Source organism: Caloramator quimbayensis, from assembly GCF_900167605.1.
GTDB lineage: Bacteria > Bacillota > Clostridia > Clostridiales > Caloramatoraceae > Caloramator_B > Caloramator_B quimbayensis.
The window spans coordinates 1-22,985 of record NZ_FUYH01000033.1; the positions used below are offsets into that span (position 1 = coordinate 1).

Sequence of the window (22,985 nt, forward strand, 5' to 3'; positions counted from 1 at the left end):
TGTGTTATTCTTATATAGCGTGAAGCCCGCTTACGCGGTCTTGACGCTGACTAACTTAATTTAAGCTCTCACCACTAAGCACTCAGTGTTAAGTGCTGCCTCCGCTCGACTTGCATGTGTTAAGCACGCCGCCAGCGTTCGTCCTGAGCCAGGATCAAACTCTCAAGATAAAATCCTGAAACTCATTTTTGATGCTTATTTTGCATCTTTTATGGTACGTTCGCTTATCCACTGTTCAATTTTCAAGGTTCAAATGCTCTCTTTTTAAGACGCTTTATTATATTATCATGTCGTATCTTTATTGTCAACTTCTTTTTTCTTGCCATCTTTTTACTTAATCACTTGCTCTTTCAAAAGACAGCTTAGTTAGTTTATCACGCCTTTTCTCTTAAGTCAACTCTTTTTTATTTGGAAGTTTTTTCTCTTAACTTCCTTTAATCTTTGCCGCTTCAAGCGACTTTCATATAATATCAGATTTATATGTTTAAAATTATATGTAAAATGACAAATAATTAAAATTAGCTCATTATTGCTCAAAAATTTTATCTGTTCCTCACATTTTCGTCTATAGATACTCGAGGAAGTGTTGTTGCTTTACCTTATATAAAATAAATTGTAAAATTGTTTAAATAAGCTTTATAATATAGTTGTAGAATATGAATCAGGAGGTGTAAAGATGGACTTTAATAAAAGAATTGACGATATGAAGGATGAACTTATAAAATCTACCCAAGAAATATTAAAAATAAGAAGCGTTGCAGAAGAGCCTTGCGGTGAAGGCAAGCCCTTTGGAGAAGGAGTGGCTCTATGCCTTGAAACTGCCCTTAAAATTTCTGAAGAGCTTGGTTTTAAAACAGCTAACATAGACGGATATGCCGGATATGCTGAGTTAGGGGAAGGGGATGAGTACGTTGCCGTTCTAGGCCATCTCGATGTCGTACCCGAAGGAGACGGCTGGATGTATCCCCCCTATGGAGCAGAAATACATGACGGAAAGATTTATGCAAGAGGTACCCTCGATGATAAGGGACCAATTATGGCTGCACTTTATGCTCTAAAAGCAATAAAAGACAGCAATGTAAAACTTTCAAAAAGGGTTAGAATAATATTCGGTACAAACGAAGAAAACGGAAGTACAGAAATTGAGCACTATCTATCAAAGGAAAAACCGCCTGTTGCAGGATTTACTCCCGATGCAGATTTTCCAATCATATATGCAGAAAAGGGAATTACAATGTTTAAAGTTGTAAAGGATATTAACATAAAGCAAAGCTCCAATACTAAAATAAACTACATAAAAGGCGGTCAAAGACCAAACATGGTACCAGACTATTGTGAAGCTGAAGTTGTCTCTGATAATACTGCTTCTCTTGAAAGCTGCGCAATTGAGTTTGCTAATGAGAAGGGATATGAATTTAAAACAGAAACAAGAGATGATATGCTTATTATAAAGTGCTACGGAGTTTCAGCCCATGGAAGTACTCCAGAGCTTGGCAAAAATGCAGTAATGCAGCTTTTATCCTTTCTCGGAACTTTAAATATAGGAAAATGTGATGCCGCTGATTTTATAAACTTCTTTAATAAGTATGTAGGAATGGAAATACACGGGGAATCCTTTGGAGTATACCTTGAGGATGAGCCCTCTGGAAAGCTCTCATTTAATGTTGGAGCAATTAATATAACTGAAGATAAAGCTTCTATAACTCTCAACCTTAGATACCCAGTAACATATAAATATGAAGATATGATGGAACCTTTTAACAGAAGAATAGAAGAGATAGGCCTTAAAGTTGAAGATATGATTCATCAAAAGCCTCTATATTACCCTGAAAATCATCCTCTTATAAAAACTCTTCAGAAGGTTTATGCTGAGCAGACCGGTCAAAGAGCAACCCTTCTTGCAATAGGAGGAGGAACCTATGCAAAGGAAATGCCTAATATAGTAGCCTTTGGACCAATTTTCCCTGGAAAACCTAATCTGGACCATCAGGTAAACGAATATATAGAAGTAGATGATTTAATACTTAACGCTAAAATATATGCCCATGCAATTTATGAGCTTGCAAAATAGCAAAAATCCAGCAGATTTTCTGCTGGATTTTTTATTATCTATGGGAAGATTATAAATCTTAAAATAAACAAAAGAGCTATTCCAGGAAGTCCTAAAAGCCCTGCAGAAGACGCAGTTACTATATTTAAAGGTATCGTAAAGTGTATTAGACTTCCAATAAAAAAATTAAACAAGAAGATGCATACTCCTGCAAAAACAATTTTAAAAGCTACTTTTATTATAGAAGGGCTTTTAAATTTAAGAGAAAGTGCAACTATCCCCAAAAATATAATAAGGACTATGTACAGTATAACATTTATATCAAATACCATTCTGATTCCCCCATATAATTTTTAATAAATTATATGAGGGCAAAATTAAAATTAGGACTTTTAACTTCCTATTGTATTTATTTTTTCAATCTTCTTTTCATCTTTAGCAACTCTTAAAAGGTATGAAAGCCTCGTTATTGCAGCTTTTTCTCTATATATTGCATAATCTATTAATTCAGGCTCATCTACTGAGTCAAAGTATTGTCTTACGCTTTCAAGCTCATCGATTGCTGATTTTATTTCTTCTGATAATTTACTGCTTACATCCTTTTTATAGTTTTTGATTATGTTAAGATTTAATATAGCTTTGTTAATAAAACTTATTTTTTTAATTTGTTCATTTTCGCTCATGAAATTACCACCTCTTTTAAAACTCATTAGTATTATTTCCATATAAAGGTGATAATATTCAATTAAATAAAAAATACGTTTAAAAAAGAGGCTTGAAAGTTTAATCCTCTTTTTAAGAATAAATTTGGCCATCCATAATGTGAAGAACTTTTTTTGCCTTTGATGCAACATTAAGATCATGAGTTATAAGTATTATGGTATGTCCTTCGTTATTAAGCTTTATAAATAAATCTATTATTTCCTTTGATGATTTTGAATCGAGATTTCCTGTTGGTTCATCTGCGAGGAGAATATCCGGCTCTCCGATTAATGCCCTTGCAATCGATACCCTTTGCTGCTGGCCTCCTGAAAGCTCTATAGGCTTATGATTAGCCCTGTCTGAAAGTCCTACCCCCTCAAGTATTTTTAATGCTCTTTCATGGGCATCAGTTCTTTTTACTCCACGAAGCAAAAGGGGAAGCTCAACATTCTGCACAGCTGTAAATTTAGGAAGAAGATTAAACTTTTGAAACACAAATCCTATTTCTCTGTTTCTTATAAACGCAAGCTCATCCTCATTCCTCGAATTTATATTTTTGCCTGCGAGAATATATTCTCCAGAATCGGCAACATCAATGCATCCTATTATATTCATAAGAGTTGATTTCCCCGAGCCTGAGGGCCCTAATATAGCAACAAATTCTCCTCTTTTTATTTTTATAGAAATTCCATTTAAAACAGGCAAGGTTTGTTTTCCCATCTTATAGGATTTATAAATATCCTTCATTAATATAATATTGTCATCCATAAAAATCCCTCATTCACTTATATATTTTATTGTGTTGACTGTGACTGCGAAGCTGTATTCATAAGCCTAACTTCAACTATATTGCCATTTTCATATATTATATAAAGAAGATTTCCTTCTTTTATATCCGATAGCTGAACTTCAGTTCTTTCCATTCCATTTGTTCCAAACTTAGTTGTTATAATTGGAACTCCAACAGGTATATCTATAGTTTTCTTTTCCCCTGTATAATTAAACTGCATCCTCTGTCTGTTTTGAGAATTTCCATTTTGAAAGTTTCTTCCCTGTCCAAATCCTCCCTGACCTTGATTTTGAGAAAGCCCTGCTGAAATGTTTGTTCCATTCTGTGAATCCTGCGTTGAATTATTTTGCTGTGTATTCCTTTGCCTGTTTCCATTTCCCATATTTTCGAGTCTTTGCTTCATGCTTTCAGGTATATCTGCAACAGATAATTCAACCTCATTTCCTAATATGCTGTCAACCTTTCCAATCACAATATCCCTTTTTATATTTGATGAAGCTGCATTTGAAGATGATGAAGAAGCTGGTGATTCTTCCTTTGCTGCATTGGATTTTGAACATGCAGATAATAATATTGATAAAGCTAACATTATCACTAAAAATATATATGAATTCCTTTTCATAAGAATCCTCCTTTTACTCATAATTCAAAGCATCTATTGGTTTCAGGGACGCTGCTTTCTTTGCAGGGTAGTATCCAAAGAATGTACCTGTAACTATTGAAAATCCTAAAGCAATTATATTCCCATATAATGTTGGAACAAAATTTATATTAAACTGCTTTATAAGAGCTGGTGCAAATATTCCTAAAAGCGTTCCTATTATGCCTCCAGATGTGCTTATTATAATTGACTCAAATAAAAACATCTTCAAAATATCCTTTTTTCTCGTGCCTATTGCTTTTAATATACCTATTTCCTTTGTCCTTTCCTGAACGGATACAAAAAGAACGTTCATGATTCCTATTCCGCCAACAAACAATACAATTGCAGCTATTGATGTCAAAAGAATTGTCATTGTTTTTGCTGCATCCTGTGCGGCAAGAAGAGTACTTCCTGCGTCTCTAATTTGAAAAGCATCAGCATATTTGCTATGGTTGCTTTCTATTACCGAACTTATTTCATCTATTGCTCCTTGAACGTTTTTAACATCATCTGCGAGGGCAATAATTGAAAGCATAGCTCTTCTTCCAGTAACGTTTTTTCGTCCTACTTCAAAGGGAAGAAATACAGATTCATCTATGTTCATTCCTCCAGAAGAGCTTCCTATTCTCGATAGTACTCCAATTATTTTATACCTTCTTCCCTGTATTAAGATTTCTTTATCTATAGCTTCACTTGGATCATTATCAAAAAATTGTTCAACTATTGAGGAGCCAACAACTGCTACCTTGCTATACTGCTTGTCGTCTTCATCTGTAATGAATCTTCCTTCGTCAAGGGATAGGCTGTATATCTGCTGAAAATCTTCAGTAACCGAAAGTGCCGAAGCATTAGAGGAATTATTGTTATATACGAGGGTTGCATTACTTCGATTAACCATACATGCGCTTTTTACAGATGAGCAGTCCTTAATATCTGATAAATCCTTATCTGATAAATCTTCATAGGATCGTGCTCGAGGATCACTCATTATAACAATTGTTCCTGCATTAAGCCTCGCATATTGTTTGTTTACATTTTCCATGCTTCCCATTCCTATTCCAAAAACCATAACTATTGTAAAGGAACCCACTATAATGCCAAGAGCTGTTAAAAACACCCTGAATTTATTTTCTTTTACATTTATAAACACCATTCTGAATATTTCAATCAAACTCATATAATCACCTGCTCGTTTTCTTGTCTTCTACAAGAACAATATCTCTATTATTTAGACCTTCAATTACTTCAACATTTGTCCCATCGGTAAAACCAGTCTTTATTACCTGCTCTTTTTTATTGCCATCCTTATCCTGAATATATACTACCTGCTGTCCGTTTACCATTTTAACTGCTTTATTTGGAATATAAAGTACATCCTTCTTTTGCTTTAATATGAATTTTATTGTGCAGTTCATTCCTGTTTTTATTTCATCTGTAGCACTATTAAGCTGCACGCTTACATTGTAGCTGACAATCCCATTGGAATCGGTATTAGGAAGCAAATTAATTGAAGTTATTTTACCAGTATATGCCTTTTTGCTATAGGCTTCAAATTCTACCTCTGCTTCCTGCCCTATTTTGATTTTAGGAAGATCTATTTCAGATATTTGAGCTGTAACTGCAACATTCCCGCCTTTAGACAACTGAACCAATTTTACGTTTTCACCAATAACTTCACCGGCACTGTTTGAAACGGATAAAACTGTACCATCAGAGGGAGCAATAAGTTTAGCATTTGCAATATTATCGTTAATTGTCTTTAACTTTGTTTGAGCTGACTGTAAATTAAGCTCTGCAAGTTTAATATCTGAGCTATCACTTAAAATTCTATTATAATTTGACAGCTGATTTTCATAGCTTCTTTTTGCATTTTCATAATCCATTCTTTTTTGCTCAATTTCAGTTTTTGTATATGCATCAGGGAGCTGCGTCATAGGATAATACTCAAGATACAACTTATCTACTTGGCTTTTGCTGCTATCTACAGATGCTTTTGCATCCTGAATGTTTTTATTATGATTTGCCTTTGCTTGTTCTAATTTAAGCAGTGAAATTTGATAATCATTATTTGCTGATTGAAGCTGATTATTTAAATCTGTTGTGTCAAGCTCAGCAAGAACATCTCCTTTTTTCACCTTTTGCCCCGGCGTTACATATATTTCTTTTATTTTTCCTCCAGTTGGAAAGCTAAGCCCTAAGGTAGGAAGCTCTGCTTTCCCGTCCACCGATATTGCAATTGTGAGGTCGCCTCTTTGAGCTGCTACCTGTTTATATGAAACCTGTGCCATAGCGCTTTTTGCCTTATTATTTTGATATATCGCATATCCCCCTGCACAAAAAGCAACTATCATTAAAACAATCGCATACTTAATCATTTTTTTGTTTAAAGCAAATATTTTAATCTTTTTAAACATGTACTATTCCTCCCGCTTATTATTGCTTTTAAAGTAATAATATTTTCAAATTGTGAAGGAAATATGGAGAGTTTAATAAAATGCTGAGTTCATAAAAATTTAAAACTTCATATTTCCTTCAAAAATTTTTGATAACGTAAAAAAGATATATAATAAAGTTAGTATGTGGAGGTGGTTGCTGTGGACAACAATTACAATATACTAATTGCCGATGATGAAATAAAAATACTTGAAATCGTAGATTTATATCTTTCAAAGGAAGGATATACTGTTTATAAAGCAAAGAATGGTGAGGAAGCTCTTCATATTTTTGAAAATGAAAAAATTGACCTTGTAATTCTCGATTTAATGATGCCAAAATTAAGCGGCGAAGAAGTGTGCATGAAAATAAGGCAAACCTGTGACGTTCCAATAATAATGCTGACTGCAAAGTCCGAGGTAGATGATAAGCTTTTAGGATTATCAATTGGAGCTGATGATTATGTAACAAAACCCTTTAGCGCAAGGGAATTGGTAGGAAGAGTACATGCAATGCTGCGAAGAAGTTATAAAGACAAAAATCCTGCTGCAGATTATTTTTCATTTAATGATGGGGATTTTGAAGTTGACTTTAGGAAAATGATAGTAAAAAAGAGGGGCTCTGAAGTAAAATTTACAACTAATGAGTTTAAAATATTAAAGGTTCTTCTTGCAAATCCCGGACAAATCTTTTCGAGAAATCAGCTTGTAGAAAAAGCCTTTGGATTTGATTACGGAGGATATGACAGAACAATCGATACCCATATAAAAAATATAAGGCAAAAGATTGAGGATGATCAAAAAAATCCAAAGTATATCCAAACTATTTATGGCATTGGATATAAATTCGGAGGAAAATGATGAAAATTAAGATAAAACTTTTTCATAAGCTCTCCTTAAATTTTTTAGCAGTAATTTTAATAACTCTTATTACTATAATAATTACTTCATATGTTATGATACAAAACAGGTTTGATAATTATCTTCATGATGTTCATTATGCTGAAACGAAAAGAATAGCCGATTATATAATTAATGAGTATAAGAAAAATAAAGACATTTATAAGACAGATAAAAATATTTTAGTTGGCTATGCAAGATTTCAGGGAATTTATATTAAGCTTGAAGATTTTAATAACAATGTAATCCTCGACTCAGGGAAAGAATATTTGCAAGAAAGAAAACCGACTAATAAAAGCTACTTAAAGCCACCTAACAATGTTAGAACCCTAAGTTATATGGAAGATAATATCAATTTATATAATGATAATGAAATTATTGGAAGATTAACCATAGGTTACTATGGAAAAAATAACCCTTCAAGACAGGCCTTAATATTTAAAGATCAGTTCAGCAGAGTTTTCCCTGTTTCTGCTGTAATCGCTATTTTGATTGGGATATTTTTAAGTCTTATTTTATCTAAGGAACTTTCTCTTCCAATATTGGAAGTTGTAAAAACTTCACAAAATTTAAGGAAAGGAAATTTTAAGGAGCGTTCTAAAATTAAAACAAATACTGCTGAACTTGAGGAGCTGTCGTATTCTATAAACTGCCTTGCAGATACCTTAGAAGATCAGGACATGCTAAGAAAAAGGCTCGTAACCGACATATCCCATGAAATAAGGACTCCTCTTTCTAATCTTAGGAATTACCTCGAGGCCTTTATAGACGGTCTTTGGCAGCCAACAACTGAAAAAATAGAAGGCTGCCTTGAAGAAGTTGTAAGGATATCAAGCTTAGCTGATAATATAAAGTATATTGCAAGCCTTGAAGATTCCAGTGAAAAACTAAATAAAAGCAAGTTTAATCTATCAGAAGAAATGGATAAAATAATTGAAATGTTCAGGCCACAGTGTTTTAAAAAAGAAATATCATTATTTGCTGAAATTGAACCTAACATATATGCCTATATGGATAAAAATAAAGTACGACAAATATTGAATAATCTTTTATCCAATGCATACAGCTACTCTAATTTCAAAGGAAAGATAGAAGTATCTTTAAAGAAAATCGAAAATAGAATCGTAATTACCGTAAAGGATAACGGAATAGGAATCCCTAAAAAAGATATTCCTTATATTTTTGAGAGGTTTTATAGAACTGACCTTTCAAGAAGCCGTGAAACAGGAGGAACAGGTATTGGTCTATCAATTGTCAAATCCATAGTAGAGGCCCATGAGGGTAATATAGAAGTTGAAAGTACTCTCAATAAAGGTACAAAATTTACAATTACATTTAAAAATAATTTGTAAAATTTTACTTTGACTTAATAAAAGGTTCTTAATACCAATAGTACTAAGAACCTTTTATTATATAACCTTGTTTTTCCCAAATAATTCATACTGCATTCTAAAGTTTATAGCTTTTAAATATTAAAAATAAAATTAATGTCTCACTGGCAAAATATTAAAACTTATTAAATTTATTTATGCATCCCTTCCTGCTGTAAATATTAGTATTGCTGATTCACATATATGCAAGATTAATAACATTTAATATCTTGCTATTTTCTTGAATTCCAAAACTTCCTAATCAATTTTTCGATTATTTTGCACCATATATTATATCAAGAGCCTCTTTAGAAACATAAACTCTTTTATTTTTTGAAAGAATTGTTATTCCTTTTAGCTTATACTGCTTATCCCCAATTTTTAGTATGTTAGTGTTTATTGGAAGCTGAGCTTTTATATTGCCCTTTGTTATCTCAAGCACAGGATTTGCTGCATTAGTTGTATCAAGCTTTGATGTTGCATTTGGAATTAGGTTTATTCCCTTTTCTATGTCAATGAAAAGCTTATCATTAACATCCTTCAAGTCAAATCCCATAGCTTTAGCCATTACATTTGCAAGATCTGTATTTTGAACTAACCCCTTTGGTGCATAAGGTCCATAGGCATATAATGCTACATCTGTTCCTGCATGACCTGTCGTTGTCCATCCAATGCTTGCTCTCTTGCTTATTATTGGTCCTACAACATAATTAAATGAGCCTGATTTAGCATTTTTAATAGCATCTATTTCGTCCTGTGTTAAATCTGTAATACCATAGTAATCCCTCATAACTTCTACTATGTTGCTTCTATCTGCATTAAGAAGCTTTTCAACATAATTTGCTGTATATTTAGCCTTCTTTAATGGATCTACAACTCTGCTTAGCGGTAATGATGAATATGTGCTGTTTGTGCTGCTGTTTCCTATTGAAAGTCCTCCATTATCATGGTCAGAAACTACTATAACAAGGGTGTTTCCATCCATCTTTGCAAAGTCTAATGCATATTTTACTGCCTTATCAAAAGCGAGGGTATCGCCTATAACTCCTATTGGGTCATTAGCATGAGATGCCCAATCTATTTCGCTTCCTTCAACAAAGAGGAAGAAACCTTTTTTATTTCTGTTAAGTATGTTTATTGACTTTTGAGTCATTTCAAGTAAGCTTGGCTGCTTTGCTGGGTCTCTATCCATATCAAAATCCATGGAATCATCTGCAAACATTCCCCAAACTTTGTTAGCTTTAGTATTTCTCATTGCTTGAGTATCTTCAACAAAGTCATAACCCATATTTTTTAATACTTCTATAAGATTATTTCCATCTTTTCTTCCATTTTGTACATTAGAAACAAGATACTGCTTTCCTCCTCCGAATACAACATCTATTCCCTGATATACCTGCTGCATTGCTATATCATAATATAAGCTTCTATTTGGAACATGGCTGCTAAAACCTGCAGGTGATGCATGAGGAGTTTGGCATGTTGATACAAGTCCAGTTGATTTTCCTAAAAGCTTTGCACCCTCCAAAACGTTTGCTAATGGCTTATATGCATCCTTTTCATCTACTGCCTTTTCAGTTGGTACTGTTATCTTATCAGGATATACGCCTATAAATTTGTCATCGGATTTTACTCCGCAGGCAAAAGCTGTTGCTGCTGGTGCTGAGTCAGTTATTACAGAGTCTGCACCGTATGTTCTTATAAGGCCTGTTACTATTTCATCCATTGCAAGATTTGAACCTTTGTACCATCTTGAAAGAGTGGTATGTGAAATACCCATACCATCTCCAAGCATAAATATTACATTTCTTACCTTCTTTTGTTCTACAGGTTTTACAATCTTAACTACTGGAGCCTTTGTTGATTTATTTACTGTTGTCTTACTTGCTGCATCAGCGTAGATAGGACTGATTAATATTGATAATACAAGTAGAAAGGATAAAATAATGTTAATTAATTTTTGTTTCCTAAGATTCATTTTCTTACCTCCTCTCGATTCTAAATACATTGTAAAACTCTTATGTTTAGAAAATGCTATGAATATGTTAATCAATGTTAATTATGGATTAAATGTCTCTTAACTAAATCTTAAATCTTGGGACGGTTACTTATTTATTTATCTTCATTTATTTAAAACTGTTATCTATGTGAGAACCTAAACAGAAAAATTGTTATTAATAAACCTCAACTTATTATACATTTCATAATTATTTATTAATTCATCTTTTGCACATAAAAATATAAAATAAAGCTTTAGAAATTGAGACTTTAAAACAAAAAACATTCTATTCTTGGTATAATAAAATTAGCACAAACCATTATACTAAAAGAAAGGAATGGTGATATAGGACAGTTACTTATTATTTATAATAAATGAAATTATCGATTTTTTAGATTAACAAAAATTTAAATCAAATTAAATAGTAAAATAAATACTTGAAAATTTTATAATTATACTTTCATTCTTTATTTACAATAAAAATTAAGATGGCTCGTCCATTTTCAACCCAAGAACTCATACTAAAATATTTTTGTATAAAATTAACATGTAAAATTTATATTACTTTTATCTATCTACTTGCTATAACTTAAAAATATTTCTATGCTGTTTCTTTTAAAATTTCTTGTAACAATCCTTTATATTTTTCTTGTTTTATAAGTTCTCTCCCTAATGTACACAGCTTGGAAACGTTCGACTGTCCCATGCAAACTATTTTGCATATATCGCAGCATTTTAAGTCACAAAATTTTCTTAGTACAAAGCAAAGTATTGCTTTTGCTTCCTTTGCGCCACTTGCCCTCTTTATCCTAAGCATCAGCTTATCTATATCAAATTCTTTTGTTATAATCTCTATTATTTTATCAGGGGATAGATCTCTTACAAGCACAGTTCTCATACTTCTATATTCTGTACCTTCATTTATAAACTCTTCCTTCTTTACATCAACAATACTCTTTACTTTGAATACAAAGTCTTTGTACATACCCCTTGCAGCAGCTTCTTTAAGACTGAACATCGATAATATAAATTCATCATCAACAAGCTCAAATTCATCTGTCTTTTGACCCAAATATATGCTTAATGATGAAAAACGATACTCCTCTGGATTCGTCTCATATCCCTTTATATCTGTTGCATTAAAATGAACATATGCAGATAATGCAAAAAGATATCTATCATCCTTCACAATTAAACTTTTGAATCTGTCTTGAAAAAGATGCCCATGTCTTTCATGCCTTTTGTTAAAATACATAGCATATTTATAGTTAACAAAATGCATTATTTTTGAAATGTCGGCCCCGTTTGCATCGATAATAAAATGAGCATGATTATCCATTAAACAGTAGGAATAAACCCTAAATTCAAACTGATCTTGGGCTTTCTTCACAAAGTCTAAATATTTTATTTTATCTTTCTCATCTTGATAAAGGGCAACCTCTGATATGCTTTTAACCATGACATGGTAGATTGAGTCAAAACTTTTTTCTCTTGCCATTCTCGGCATAAAAAAGCACCTCCAATTTGAAATATATTTTTAGTAATATTTTCCCAAGTTGGAGGTTGAATTATTCATCAAATCGAGAATCTTATGCAGAAAATAAGTAACCGTCCCTAAAATTTCTAAAATTTTAAATTTATTCTTTTAATCGTGATTGTAAAATTCTTTTTGAATTATCATAAAGATATTCAAATTTTTCTTCATCAAACTGCTTCATATTAGAAAGCTTTCCCTTAACTCCTAAGGGTCTGAAGGGAATGAGTTTGAATTTGGTATAGTCATTAAGGTTAAATATATATTTTGATATTTTTTCAATTTCTTCTACACTGTCATTATATCCTTCTACTAATACAGTTCTTACCTCATATAAAAGTCCCATCTTAGAAACGTACTCAAGGTTTTTTATTATTTTTTCGTTATCGTATCCTGTAAGTTTAATATGATTTTCTCTGTTTAATGCCTTAAGGTCAAACATGAACCCGTCAGTAACATCGATTAGCTTTTTAAGAACATCAAATTCCATATATCCATTAGTATCTATAAAAGTAGTTAGTTTTGTATTTTCTTTTATTAATTTAAAAAGCTCTAAAATAAATTCATATTGAAGGGTGCACTCCCCGCCTGATAAGGTTATGCCGTCGAGGAAATCCCTGTTATCATAGGCTGTTTTAAAAATATCCTGTGCAGACATATCAGTATATTTGGGCGTTGAATTATTATGACATACCTTTATGCAGACATCGCATTTAACACATAAATCCTTGTTGTACTTTACCCTGCCATCTTTAAAATAAAGCGCCCCTTTTTTGCAGGCTTTAACGCATTCCCCACAGTTTGTACAAAGATTCCATGTTTCAGGGTTATGGCAGTATAAGCATCTTAAATTGCACCCCTGCATGAATACTGCCATCCTGCTTCCCGGCCCATCTATAAAGGTGTTTAATATTATTTTATTTATATAAGCCATTATATACCTCTAACCTTCCTATCTAAAATCCTGCAGTTTTTTATACTATCTGCACCAAGTGCAACGGTACCTTCCCTTAGAGGTTCTCCCTTTTCATACTTTTCAATATCGCATCTTTTTACAAGATACCCTGTAATCCTTATAAGCTGCGAATCAGATGTATTTATCGTCATTTCCCTTATTCCACTTTTAAAAGCACCCTTAATAATCGTAAGTACCCCATCTATATTGCTCTTTGCAGTTCTATCAAATATATATATATCGCTGACTCCTGTATCGAAATACTTTTGAAGCTTTCCTTCAAGCCTTATCTGGTTAAATATCTCAGGTTCACACCCTGTCTTTATCCTAACACCTGCTGAAACATCTATATCGCTGTCTATACCCGATTGAGCGTGAAACCCTATTTTGCCGCCATAGCCATAACAGTAGAGGCCTTCCTTCTCTTTTACAAGTTCATAGGCCCTCTTTGTTATATTCTCTGCCATTTCGTCTGCACTTTCGTCTGCTCCCATTTTCATTCCGCTTAATATTTCAACACATTCATATAGACCAAATATCCCCGCCATCGAAGTAAAATTACTAATATCAATTAGTCCTTCCCTCGATAGAAATGATGTTCCAAAAAACTTAGCTGTCTCAACTATAAATCTTGCCCTTTCATTTATTATCTCGCACTGACAGCCTATAACATCAGGAAGTACTCTTTCTATAAAATCATTATAATCTTTAGACAGCTTTGCCGCCTCTTTAAGATTAACCCTGACTAAAGTAAAACTTCCTCCTCCTATTTTAAGGGCATTATAGCAGCTTGCTATACCATAATTTTCGCCAAGAACCTTTACTAATTCATCATGATTTATAAAGTAAGGTTTACCTATTTCGAGGGATGTTTTAATTGCAAGCTTTATAAAATCATCCGGCGTATCCTTAGAGCACTTTAATGAGAGATTTGGGACTGCATCTTTTAAATTTTCTTCAAGTTTTAAAATAAGCCTCCCAACCCTCGTATCTCTTGGTCCTATATTCATATGAACAAAGGCATCGGGAAGATTTCTATCTATATTTACAAGGAACATCTTAAGTAAATTTTCAAGCTCTTTTTCAGATACTGTATCACAATAGGGCTCTAAAAGTTCATCTACATTCCCTAAATATACAGGGTATCCTGTAATAGATGGGACGTAATTATATATTATAAGAAGAGCGTTTACAGCCTCATACATATCAGAAGGCTTTTTAATGTTAAGATACTCGCTTCCATTTTCAAAATACTTTTTATAGTCAGGAAGAATATATCTTGGCCTGTAGGGAGCATTTCCTTCATTCAAATTGCATATAATCCCATCCTCCATATATTTTCTCGCTTTATCGCTTATATCAACATATGGAAGAGAATTTTCTGTTAGGGATGAAAGAGCTGCCCTTTTTTGTTTATAGTCAAGTTTAGTATTGCTTAATATTTCAATTACACCATTCATTAATATCACCTCTTATATATATTATAATCCATGTATCTAATTATAAAAATAAATTTAAAAGTAAATTGATAACCACTTTAAAATAATATATACTAATAAATGGTTTTCAATAATATTTTGAATTAACTTTACAAAGGAGTGAAAATTATGCTAAGTCACAAGGAAACATTAAACGTAAAATATGAGCCAGCATATTTTATAGGCAATTATCAAAAATACTTTTTAGAAGATAACACTTTAAAAGTAATATTTTCAGGAGGAAGAATTGAAATTACATGCTATGAAAAGGATATTATAAAAATTTTCGTCGGGGAAAGCGATGAAATAAGCATTAATACTAACGCCATAAATAGCTGTCTTAAAACAATTACTCCAACAATAGAGGAAAATGAAAAAAGCATTATTCTATCAGGTAATAATGTTGATACTTTAATTGACAAAAACAGCTTAAAAATATCTTTCTTATCAAAGGACGGAAAGGTTATAAATACAGACTATAATCCTGTTGGAAAAAGTGATAAAAAAATTTTTATATGTAAGGCAAACGATTGCACAGCCTATTATGGTTTCGGTGAAAAATCCGGTCCTTTAAATAAAAAAGGGCAGTATATAGAAAACTACAATACCGATGACCCAAGTTATAACGATAATACTCCTCTTTTATATAAAACCATTCCTTTTTACATAGGCATAAAACCCTGCTCTATGAAAAATAATTTTTACTATGGAATTTACTTTGATAACAGCTATAGAAGCTACTTCGATATGGGAAAGGAAAACCGCGAAAGAATCTTCTTTGGTGCTGAAGGAGGACAAATTCAATATTACTTCATTCCTGGATACGATATGAAAGATGTGGTTTCAAAATATTGTTTTTTAACTGGGAATATGGACATGCCTCCAATGTGGTCTCTTGGATATCAGCAGTGCAGATACAGCTACTCCTCAAGAGAAGAACTTGAAAATATTGCCGATACATTTAGAAACAAAAATATTCCCTGCGATTGTTTATACTGCGATATACATTATATGGACAACTTTAAAGTTATGACCTTTGATGAAAGTAAATTCCCTGCTCCTTCGGATATGCTTATGAATCTTCATGAAAAGGGATTTAAATTAGTAACAATACTCGATCCTGGAGTTAAGATTGAAGATGGCTACAATACATATATCAATGGTCTTAAAAAAGACTGCTATGTAAAAAATCCCGATGGAGAGCTTTATGTTGGAGAAGTTTGGGCAGGCAAAAGCGTATTTCCGGATTTTTCGAATCATAAAGCACGAGAGTGGTGGAAGGAAGAACTTAAGGATTTTCTTTCTTTAGGAATAGATGGCATATGGAACGATATGAACGAGCCTGCTGTTTTTGATAACGAATACAAGACAATGCCTGAAGAGTGCCTCCATAGCAGCGATAAAGGAACAATAGAGCATAAAGAGTTTCACAACCTTTACGGCATGGAAATGAGCAGATGCTCTAAAGAAGCTCAGGAAGAATTAAGGGAAAATAATAGGTCTTTTAGTATGACAAGAGCTACCTTTGCAGGCGGACAAAAATATGCTTCCATTTGGACAGGGGATAACCAAAGCACATGGGAGCATTTAAGGATGTCTATACCTATGAACTGTAATTTAGGTGTGTCAGGCTTCAGTTTCGTCGGAAATGATGTTGGAGGATTTGGCGGAAACTGCAGCGAGGAGCTTTTTATAAGATGGATGCAGCTTGGCACATTTTTACCTATTTTTAGAAACCACTCAGCAATATATACAAGAAGACAAGAGCCTTGGAGTTTTAGTAAAAGAGCTGAAAATGCTGCAGTAAAAGCTATTAATTTAAGATATCGCTTTATTCCTTATTTATATAATATGTATTATAAATCCTATAAAGAGGGAATCCCTGTATTTAGACCTATGGTTATGGAATATCCTGAGGATGCAAATGTTTTAGACATGTATTCTCAGTTTATGTTTGGGGATAATATGCTAATAGCCCCTGTGCTATATGCTAATGAAAGACAGAAAAATATATATCTTCCTGAAGGAACATGGTATAACTATTTTACAAATGAAAAATATGAAGGGAACAGCTTCTACACTATACCGGTTGCCCTTGATGAAATAGCAGTCTTTGTTAAAGAAGGCAGCATAATTCCAATATTTGATGAGCACATTAACTATATAGGAGAAAAAGATGTAAACGTAACCATTGAAATATTTAAAGGCAGCGGTAAAATTTTGTACTACGAAGATGATGGATTAACCCAAGATTATAAAAAAGGTAAATATAATCTTTACGAAATAGAATGCTTCAACGGAAAAATACAGAGTACAAATATTAATCCAATTTATGAAGGATTAAATAAAAAAAGTGAATTCATTTTAAAGTATAAATAATTAAATAATAGGGCTGTATCAAACTAAAAATCAACCTTTAGCTTAATACAGCCCTAACCTTATTAATAAGTTTTATTCATGGGATAATTTTAATATATTAATATCGTTAGGTTTTAATATAATGCTGTCAAATAAATGTATTTTCTCACCCGTAAAAAGATTTATATAATTCCCTTTAATATCCTCTGATTTTAAGCTATTCTCTTCATCACAGTTGTTAAGTATTACCAAAATTACATCTTTATTATTTATCCTCTTAAATGCTGTAATGCTTCCCTGACTATATACATTTATAAAATCTCCATAGACAAGTACTTTATTTTCTTTTCTTATTCTGTTCAAAGTTTTATAATAATTAAAAAGCTCCCTGTTTTGCTTCTTTTCATCCCATTCCATACATCTTCTGCATTCAGGGTCATGTCCTCCCGACATCCCTATCTCATCACCATAATATATATACGGTATTCCTATATATGTATACTGAAAAGCAGCTGCAAGCTTCAATCTTTCAACATGATTACCGCATTCTGTCAAAAACCTTGCCCTGTCATGGCTTCCTAAAAGGTTTAAAAGATTCATATTGATTTTTTTCATATAAAGTGCTCTTTTAGCTGAAAGTTCATTTATCATTTTATCTGCCTTTATACTTCTTTTAGCAAAATAATCTATCATCACATCTCTGAAAGGATAATTCATTATGCTGTCTAACTGTTCTCCTTTAAGGAAGGATACAGCCTCATGGCATATTTCACCTATTATAAAGGCTTCTTTATTTGCAGATTTAACCCTTTTTCTAAACTCTCTCCAGAAAAGATGGTCTACTTCATCACACACATCAAGCCTCCATCCATCTATTCCAACTTCTTTTATCCAAAATTCAGAAACATCAAGAAGATATTCTCTAACATCAAGATTGCTTGTATTTAACTTTGGCATTATAGAAACATTATCTGCAAAGGTTTCGTAGTTTATCTTTTCAGTCGATACAGGAAATTCTTTTATAAAATACCAATCCTTATATTTAGATTCCTCTTGATTTTTAAGCACATCTAAGAATGCAAAAAAATCATCTCCTGAATGATTAAATACTGCATCGAATATTACTTTAATTCCTCTTTTATGAGCATTTTCAACAAGCCTCTTAGCCGTATTTACATCTCCAAAATGAGGATCTATTTTATAATAATCCCGTGTATTGTATTTGTGATTAGTTGTTGATAAAAATACAGGCGTTAAATATATTATTGTAATTCCAAGACTTTCAAGATAATCGAGCTTATTTATTATACCTTCTAAATCTCCTCCGAACATCGATGCAGCAGTTACATCATCCCCCCATGATTTTACCCCTAAGGGATCGTTGCTTTTATCCCCATTACAAAACCTGTCTGGAAATATCTGATACACTATGCCTTCCTGCGCCCAAGAGGGAGATTTATATACATCAGCTGAAGCTATGTATGGAAACTCGAAGGCTCCCGCTTCACATACTGATTTTTCATGGAAACCCCTCTCATTATAGTATAAAATATTTCCATTAAAATCCTCTAATTCAAAAAAGTATCTGTATCTATTTTTTTGAAGGTTAATAACTGTTTCAAAATAATCAAACAAATTATCCCTGTTTTTTAACTCCATATTTTTAACATTAAATGGGTTTTCCCAATCGTACCTGTCTTTATAAAATAATCTACAACCCTTTACACCCTTTTTTTCTGTTCTTATCATTATAAATAAATTATTCTCATCTTCAGCATAAGCATAAGGTACATCTGTTATATGATATATTGCATGTAAATTCATATTCTGCTCCCCTATATTTTATTCTTTTAGTGCTCCAGCAACTAATCCCTTTGATATAAACTTTTGTAAAAGCATAAAAACAATAACAATTGGCAAAGATGCCATTATAGATGCAGCTGAAAATTGTGTCCAGTTAGTTGAAAATTTATTATTTATAAAGGTTTGAAGTCCTATGGCTACTGTATATAGTGAACTATCTTTAATAAGTGCACTTGTAAATACAAATTCTCCATATATACCTATAAAACTAAAAAGGAATGTAACTGCGAGCATGGACCTTGAAAGAGGTATTATAATTTTGCGAAATACCTGCCAATGACTTGCACCATCTACCATAGCTGCTTCATCAAGAGATACAGGTATTCCATCAATGAAGCCTTTAAAGAGCCATATATTATAAGCACTTCCCCCTGCACATACTAATATAAGAGCCCAAAGCTGGTCCATAAATCCGAGCCTATATGCTACTCCAAGTATAGCTGAAACCGTCATTATACCTGGGAACATCTGAAGTATTAAAAGAACTAAAAGCTCGGTTTTTCTCCCTTTAAATCTCATTCTTGAAAATGAATAACCTGCCGTTGTCGTCATTAAAAGCTGAAGTATAGCAACGCTAAAGCAGACCATCATACTATTTTTAACCCATATCTTAAAATCCGTTTCTTTTAGAACTTTAGAATAATTTTCAAAACTCCATACTTGAGGAAATATGCTTCCCTGATAAAATGCATCTCCTTTTGCCATCGATGCTGAGATTACTGTAACTATAGGAAAAAGTACAATAGCAATTATTATCCAAAGCGCAATTCTTTGAAGCCATAAATTTCTTATATCTTTAAATTTTAATTTCTTTTTATAAATCAATTTTACATCCTGTTTTGAAGAATTAATTGTCCTTTCCATCAGTTTACCTCCTTAAATGCACCTGTAAGCCTTAAATTGATAAAGCTAAGTGTACCAACGATAGCAAAAATCAATATGGATAAAGCTGAACCTACATTATATAAATTATACTGCATAGCAAGTTTATAAGTTGAAGATATCAAAATATCAGTATATCCCGCATATTGCGAGCCTGCCTTCGCCGGTAGTCCGCTTGTAATAAGATATGCAGCTCCAAAATTATTAAAATTATATGCAAATGAAGAAATAATAAGAGGTAATGATGTATTTGTTATAGAAGGCAAAGTTATCTTTATAAATTTTTGCCATCCATTCGCTCCTTCAATATCTGCAGCTTCGTAAAAATTATCTGGTATCTGAGACAACGTACCTATGCAAATGTTCATCATATAAGGAAATCCAAGCCAAAGATTTGCAATTATTATACCAATTCTTGCCCATAAAGGTTCTGAAAACCAAGGTATTGGATTTGAAATAAGATGAAGTTTCATTAAAATTAAGTTTATTCCTCCATAGGTCTCGTTTAAAAGCCCCTGCCATGCAAGAGTTGCAATTGTTCCTGGAATTGCCCAAGGGATTATTAACAGACCTTTATATATGGTAGATTCTTTCATGTTAGGATTATTCAATAATAATGCTGTTATTAGGCCTATTATAAAGCATCCTAAGGTGGAAATAAGAGCAAATACAACAGTCCAGCCTAAAACAGGTAAGAAAATTTCTTTAAAAGGACCATTAATTATATCAACAAAATTTGAAAAACCAACAAATTTATAATTTTTAAGATGGTTTATGTTATAATTTGTAAAAGCATAATAAAATGTCATTATTATTGGTATTACTTGAAGCAGCAGGATAGATATCAGCGCTGGTGATTGATATATAAAAGGTCTTGCAGCATCATATACTTTTATTCTCTTTCTTTCATCTTTCCTTTTCATTTTCTCCTCCCAAGGCACTTGTTTTTAAATATTTAAAGCAAACCCTATTGCATTATTTTCTATTTTACATCAACAATGTTTTGATTAAAAGAGAGGGTTCTAAAGCCCTCTCCTTGTAAGTTAACTATATTTTATTTTTGCTGCTGTGCAATTCCTTGTTTTACTTGATCAACTATATTCTTTGCGACTGCATCAGGCTTTGACTTTCCTGATGTAAGAAGAGTTAAATTGTCTCCTGCCGGTTTCCATACAGCTGCCATTTCAGGAATGTTAGGCATTGGTGTTCCATACTTCGCTTGCTCTGCAAAGGCTGATATTATGCTGTCATTTTTAACTTCATCTTTTTCAAGTTCAGAGTTTAAAACAGGAATTCTGTTACCAGATTTTAATAATGGCATTGGTGTATTCTCTACTAAGTATTTCATTAAATCCCAAGCTTCTGCCTGGTTCTTTGAATTCGCATTTACAAAGGCTGCCTGTATTCCAACAAAGGAAGGTGTTGGCTGTCCATTTGTCTTTGGAAGAGGTGCAACTGCAAATTTAACTCCTGCATCCTTAAACCCTTGAACATCCCAAGGCCCGCTTATATATAAAGCTGTCTTGCCCTTTTGGAATGCTGCTTTAGCATCATCTCCCTTTAATGTTGCAGGCATAAATTTATATTTTTGTACGAAGTCAGCAAGCATCTGATATCCTTTTATAGCTCCTTCGTTTCCAAGCCCTATATCGTTAGGATCAAGGGCTCCTCCATTGTTTTTAAATACGTATCCTCCGTTTGCTGCAATAAAAGCATATGTAAAGTAGAAGTTGTTTATATCATATTGGAATCCATTCTTTTGGCCTGCAGCTATAAGATCTTCCATTGTAGCTGGAGGAGCTGAGAGCTTGTCTGTGTTGTAAAATAAAGCATATGTTTCCATAGCAAGTGGAATACCAAATAATTTTCCATCATATGATACAGCATCTAATGCCATTGGTACATATTTGCTTCTGTCTACTACATCAGAAGGAACTTCTGCAAGAAGCTGTGCCTTTTGGAAAGTTCCAAGGTTATCATGAGCTATACCAAACATTATGTCTGGTGCCTTGCTGCTGTTTGCAGCCTGCAGATATGCCTGAAAATCGCCTTTATCTGCTTGTACCTTTACAGTATTACCTGTCTTTTTAGCCCATTCCTGAGCTACTTTATCTACTTCTGCTACTTCTTTATCAGTAAGATGCGACCATACTATTAAGTTCTTTGGTGTCTTTGTTTCCTGTGTCTGATTTGTTTGATTTGTTGTTGAAGTCTCAGATTTCTTCCCACAACCTACAAAAAGACTTCCAATTAAAACAGCAATACAAACTAATGAAATGATTTTTTTAATTCCCTTCATAGGTCTTCCCCCTTATTTTTTATTCATGCAATCGTTTGCACAATATTATTATAATGCTTTTCTTCTGAATTGTCAAACTATTATTTTAAATCAAATTTCGCTAATAATTTAATGAAATCAAATTTTTAATACATTAATCCTTTTTCTTACAGCTCTTATTATGAATTTATTATTTACTATATATTAATATTTTGTTGATTATAAGTTACTGTATAATTGATATACATCAATTTGTATTGTGGATGATTTTCTGTGGATAATGTGAATAATTCTGGTGATAACTTTAAAAAACAAACTTTAAGATGCTGCTATCTGTTGATAACCTTGTGGATTTTATTAAAAATAAAACCCTATAATACTGCATAGAAAGCATTTTATGCAGTATTATGGGGCTCTTTATTAATTGTTTAGTGTAAAATATAAATACAAAGAGTTGCAGAAATAAAATACAAATAAAAAAATGGAAAAAAGTCATTGCCAACATCCTCAAAATAAACTACCCTTTAGTTGATGAGGCTAAAGGGGGTAGAAAGGAATGTTAACAATGACTCAAGTTAAGAATATCAAAAAGCTGTACTATAGTAAAGGGAAAAAAGTAAATGAAATTGTTAAAGTTACTGGGCATAATTACAGAACAGTAATAAAATATCTTGAAAAAGCTGATTTTAATCAAAGTTTAGGTAAACAAGAAGGAGATAAAAGAGGACGGCCTAAGAAGATTGAACCCGTA

At 32.6% G+C, this 22,985-nt stretch carries 18 protein-coding genes, 1 rRNA gene and 1 pseudogene; 5 read left to right on the plus strand and 15 right to left on the minus strand.

Translation table 11 applies throughout. From position 1 onward, the window contains the following. Positions 1-170: ribosomal RNA gene (locus B5D15_RS13450) — 16S ribosomal RNA — on the minus strand; the annotation flags it as partial. 506 nt (positions 171-676) lie between these two features. On the opposite strand from B5D15_RS13450, the gene pepV reads away from it, so the two are divergent. After that, positions 677-2,071 carry a dipeptidase PepV gene (gene pepV, locus B5D15_RS13455; RefSeq protein WP_078697628.1) on the plus strand — a complete coding sequence of 465 codons (1,395 nt, stop codon included), beginning with the start codon at positions 677-679 and terminating at the stop codon, positions 2,069-2,071. 38 nt (positions 2,072-2,109) lie between these two features. Here the strand turns inward: pepV and B5D15_RS13460 are convergent, their stop codons facing one another. The 6 genes from B5D15_RS13460 to B5D15_RS13485 form a co-directional block, all read right to left on the minus strand. Then, positions 2,110-2,382, minus strand: coding sequence for a pro-sigmaK processing inhibitor BofA family protein (locus B5D15_RS13460; RefSeq protein WP_078697629.1), 273 nt, complete (start codon positions 2,380-2,382; stop codon positions 2,110-2,112). Positions 2,383-2,442: 60 nt separating this feature from the next. After that, on the minus strand, positions 2,443-2,733 hold the full coding sequence (locus tag B5D15_RS13465) for a DUF2508 family protein (protein ID WP_078697630.1): 291 nt from the start codon (positions 2,731-2,733) through the stop codon (positions 2,443-2,445). A 112-nt stretch (positions 2,734-2,845) separates the two neighbouring features. Continuing rightward, positions 2,846-3,520, minus strand: coding sequence for an ABC transporter ATP-binding protein (locus tag B5D15_RS13470; RefSeq protein ID WP_078697631.1), 675 nt, complete (start codon positions 3,518-3,520; stop codon positions 2,846-2,848). A 26-nt stretch (positions 3,521-3,546) separates the two neighbouring features. After that, a complete protein-coding gene (locus B5D15_RS13475) occupies positions 3,547-4,164 on the minus strand; it encodes a hypothetical protein (RefSeq protein ID WP_078697632.1) in 618 nt (205 codons plus the stop codon). A gap of 13 nt (positions 4,165-4,177) precedes the next feature. After that, positions 4,178-5,362, minus strand: coding sequence for an ABC transporter permease (locus B5D15_RS13480; RefSeq protein ID WP_078697633.1), 1,185 nt, complete (start codon positions 5,360-5,362; stop codon positions 4,178-4,180). A gap of 4 nt (positions 5,363-5,366) precedes the next feature. Continuing rightward, on the minus strand, positions 5,367-6,599 hold the full coding sequence (locus B5D15_RS13485; protein WP_078697634.1) for an efflux RND transporter periplasmic adaptor subunit: 1,233 nt from the start codon (positions 6,597-6,599) through the stop codon (positions 5,367-5,369). A 180-nt stretch (positions 6,600-6,779) separates the two neighbouring features. Between B5D15_RS13485 and B5D15_RS13490 the strand changes: the two genes are divergently transcribed. Both B5D15_RS13490 and B5D15_RS13495 read left to right on the plus strand, forming a co-directional pair. Beyond that, positions 6,780-7,478: a response regulator transcription factor gene (locus tag B5D15_RS13490; RefSeq protein WP_078697635.1), complete on the plus strand. Its 699-nt coding sequence runs from the start codon at positions 6,780-6,782 to the stop codon at positions 7,476-7,478. Then, complete coding sequence (locus B5D15_RS13495) at positions 7,478-8,869, plus strand: sensor histidine kinase (RefSeq protein WP_179122319.1); 1,392 nt, start codon at positions 7,478-7,480, stop codon at positions 8,867-8,869. Before B5D15_RS13490 ends, B5D15_RS13495 begins: the two co-directional genes overlap by 1 nt. Positions 8,870-9,161: 292 nt before the next feature. Here the strand turns inward: B5D15_RS13495 and B5D15_RS13500 are convergent, their stop codons facing one another. The 4 genes from B5D15_RS13500 to B5D15_RS13515 all read right to left on the minus strand — a co-directional run bounded on the left by B5D15_RS13500 (position 9,162) and on the right by B5D15_RS13515 (position 14,835). Next, on the minus strand, positions 9,162-10,865 hold the full coding sequence (locus B5D15_RS13500) for an alkaline phosphatase (RefSeq protein ID WP_207651474.1): 1,704 nt from the start codon (positions 10,863-10,865) through the stop codon (positions 9,162-9,164). Between the two features lie 622 nt (positions 10,866-11,487). After that, entirely contained in the window at positions 11,488-12,393 is a 906-nt protein-coding gene (locus B5D15_RS13505; protein WP_078697638.1) for a transposase, read from the minus strand. A 130-nt stretch (positions 12,394-12,523) separates the two neighbouring features. Next, positions 12,524-13,354, minus strand: coding sequence for a YjjW family glycine radical enzyme activase (locus tag B5D15_RS13510; RefSeq protein WP_078697639.1), 831 nt, complete (start codon positions 13,352-13,354; stop codon positions 12,524-12,526). Next, entirely contained in the window at positions 13,354-14,835 is a 1,482-nt protein-coding gene (locus B5D15_RS13515) for a YjjI family glycine radical enzyme (protein ID WP_078697640.1), read from the minus strand. Before B5D15_RS13515 ends, B5D15_RS13510 begins: the two co-directional genes overlap by 1 nt. 147 nt (positions 14,836-14,982) lie before the next feature. Between B5D15_RS13515 and B5D15_RS13520 the strand changes: the two genes are divergently transcribed. Further along, on the plus strand, positions 14,983-17,232 hold the full coding sequence (locus B5D15_RS13520; protein ID WP_078697641.1) for a glycoside hydrolase family 31 protein: 2,250 nt from the start codon (positions 14,983-14,985) through the stop codon (positions 17,230-17,232). Positions 17,233-17,304: 72 nt separating this feature from the next. On the opposite strand, the gene B5D15_RS13525 is transcribed toward B5D15_RS13520, so the two are convergent. The 4 genes from B5D15_RS13525 to B5D15_RS13540 all read right to left on the minus strand — a co-directional run bounded on the left by B5D15_RS13525 (position 17,305) and on the right by B5D15_RS13540 (position 22,255). Continuing rightward, positions 17,305-19,035, minus strand: coding sequence for a glycoside hydrolase family 13 protein (locus tag B5D15_RS13525; protein WP_078697642.1), 1,731 nt, complete (start codon positions 19,033-19,035; stop codon positions 17,305-17,307). 18 nt (positions 19,036-19,053) lie between these two features. Next, on the minus strand, positions 19,054-19,938 hold the full coding sequence (locus B5D15_RS13530; protein ID WP_078697643.1) for a sugar ABC transporter permease: 885 nt from the start codon (positions 19,936-19,938) through the stop codon (positions 19,054-19,056). Then, positions 19,938-20,879, minus strand: a complete 942-nt coding sequence (locus B5D15_RS13535) for a carbohydrate ABC transporter permease (protein WP_078697644.1) — start codon at positions 20,877-20,879, stop codon at positions 19,938-19,940. Before B5D15_RS13535 ends, B5D15_RS13530 begins: the two co-directional genes overlap by 1 nt. A 131-nt stretch (positions 20,880-21,010) precedes the next feature. Next, positions 21,011-22,255, minus strand: coding sequence for a sugar ABC transporter substrate-binding protein (locus tag B5D15_RS13540; RefSeq protein ID WP_078697645.1), 1,245 nt, complete (start codon positions 22,253-22,255; stop codon positions 21,011-21,013). Positions 22,256-22,790: 535 nt separating this feature from the next. On the opposite strand from B5D15_RS13540, the pseudogene B5D15_RS13545 reads away from it, so the two are divergent. Further along, positions 22,791-22,985 (plus strand): annotated as a pseudogene (locus B5D15_RS13545) (IS21 family transposase); the annotation flags it as partial.

Coding starts and splice junctions, on each gene's coding strand:
- B5D15_RS13485 (WP_078697634.1), bottom strand. CDS start 6,599: ATGTTTAAAAAGATTAAAATATTTGCTTTAAACAAAAAAATGATTAAG.
- B5D15_RS13510 (WP_078697639.1), bottom strand. CDS start 13,354: ATGGCTTATATAAATAAAATAATATTAAACACCTTTATAGATGGGCCG.
- B5D15_RS13465 (WP_078697630.1), bottom strand. CDS start 2,733: ATGAGCGAAAATGAACAAATTAAAAAAATAAGTTTTATTAACAAAGCT.
- B5D15_RS13470 (WP_078697631.1), bottom strand. CDS start 3,520: ATGGATGACAATATTATATTAATGAAGGATATTTATAAATCCTATAAG.
- B5D15_RS13460 (WP_078697629.1), bottom strand. CDS start 2,382: ATGGTATTTGATATAAATGTTATACTGTACATAGTCCTTATTATATTT.
- B5D15_RS13475 (WP_078697632.1), bottom strand. CDS start 4,164: ATGAAAAGGAATTCATATATATTTTTAGTGATAATGTTAGCTTTATCA.
- B5D15_RS13495 (WP_179122319.1), top strand. CDS start 7,478: ATGAAAATTAAGATAAAACTTTTTCATAAGCTCTCCTTAAATTTTTTA.
- B5D15_RS13535 (WP_078697644.1), bottom strand. CDS start 20,879: ATGAAAAGGAAAGATGAAAGAAAGAGAATAAAAGTATATGATGCTGCA.
- B5D15_RS13520 (WP_078697641.1), top strand. CDS start 14,983: ATGCTAAGTCACAAGGAAACATTAAACGTAAAATATGAGCCAGCATAT.
- B5D15_RS13500 (WP_207651474.1), bottom strand. CDS start 10,865: ATGAATCTTAGGAAACAAAAATTAATTAACATTATTTTATCCTTTCTA.
- B5D15_RS13530 (WP_078697643.1), bottom strand. CDS start 19,938: ATGGAAAGGACAATTAATTCTTCAAAACAGGATGTAAAATTGATTTAT.
- B5D15_RS13505 (WP_078697638.1), bottom strand. CDS start 12,393: ATGCCGAGAATGGCAAGAGAAAAAAGTTTTGACTCAATCTACCATGTC.
- B5D15_RS13525 (WP_078697642.1), bottom strand. CDS start 19,035: ATGAATTTACATGCAATATATCATATAACAGATGTACCTTATGCTTAT.
- B5D15_RS13480 (WP_078697633.1), bottom strand. CDS start 5,362: ATGAGTTTGATTGAAATATTCAGAATGGTGTTTATAAATGTAAAAGAA.
- B5D15_RS13515 (WP_078697640.1), bottom strand. CDS start 14,835: ATGAATGGTGTAATTGAAATATTAAGCAATACTAAACTTGACTATAAA.
- pepV (WP_078697628.1), top strand. CDS start 677: ATGGACTTTAATAAAAGAATTGACGATATGAAGGATGAACTTATAAAA.
- B5D15_RS13540 (WP_078697645.1), bottom strand. CDS start 22,255: ATGAAGGGAATTAAAAAAATCATTTCATTAGTTTGTATTGCTGTTTTA.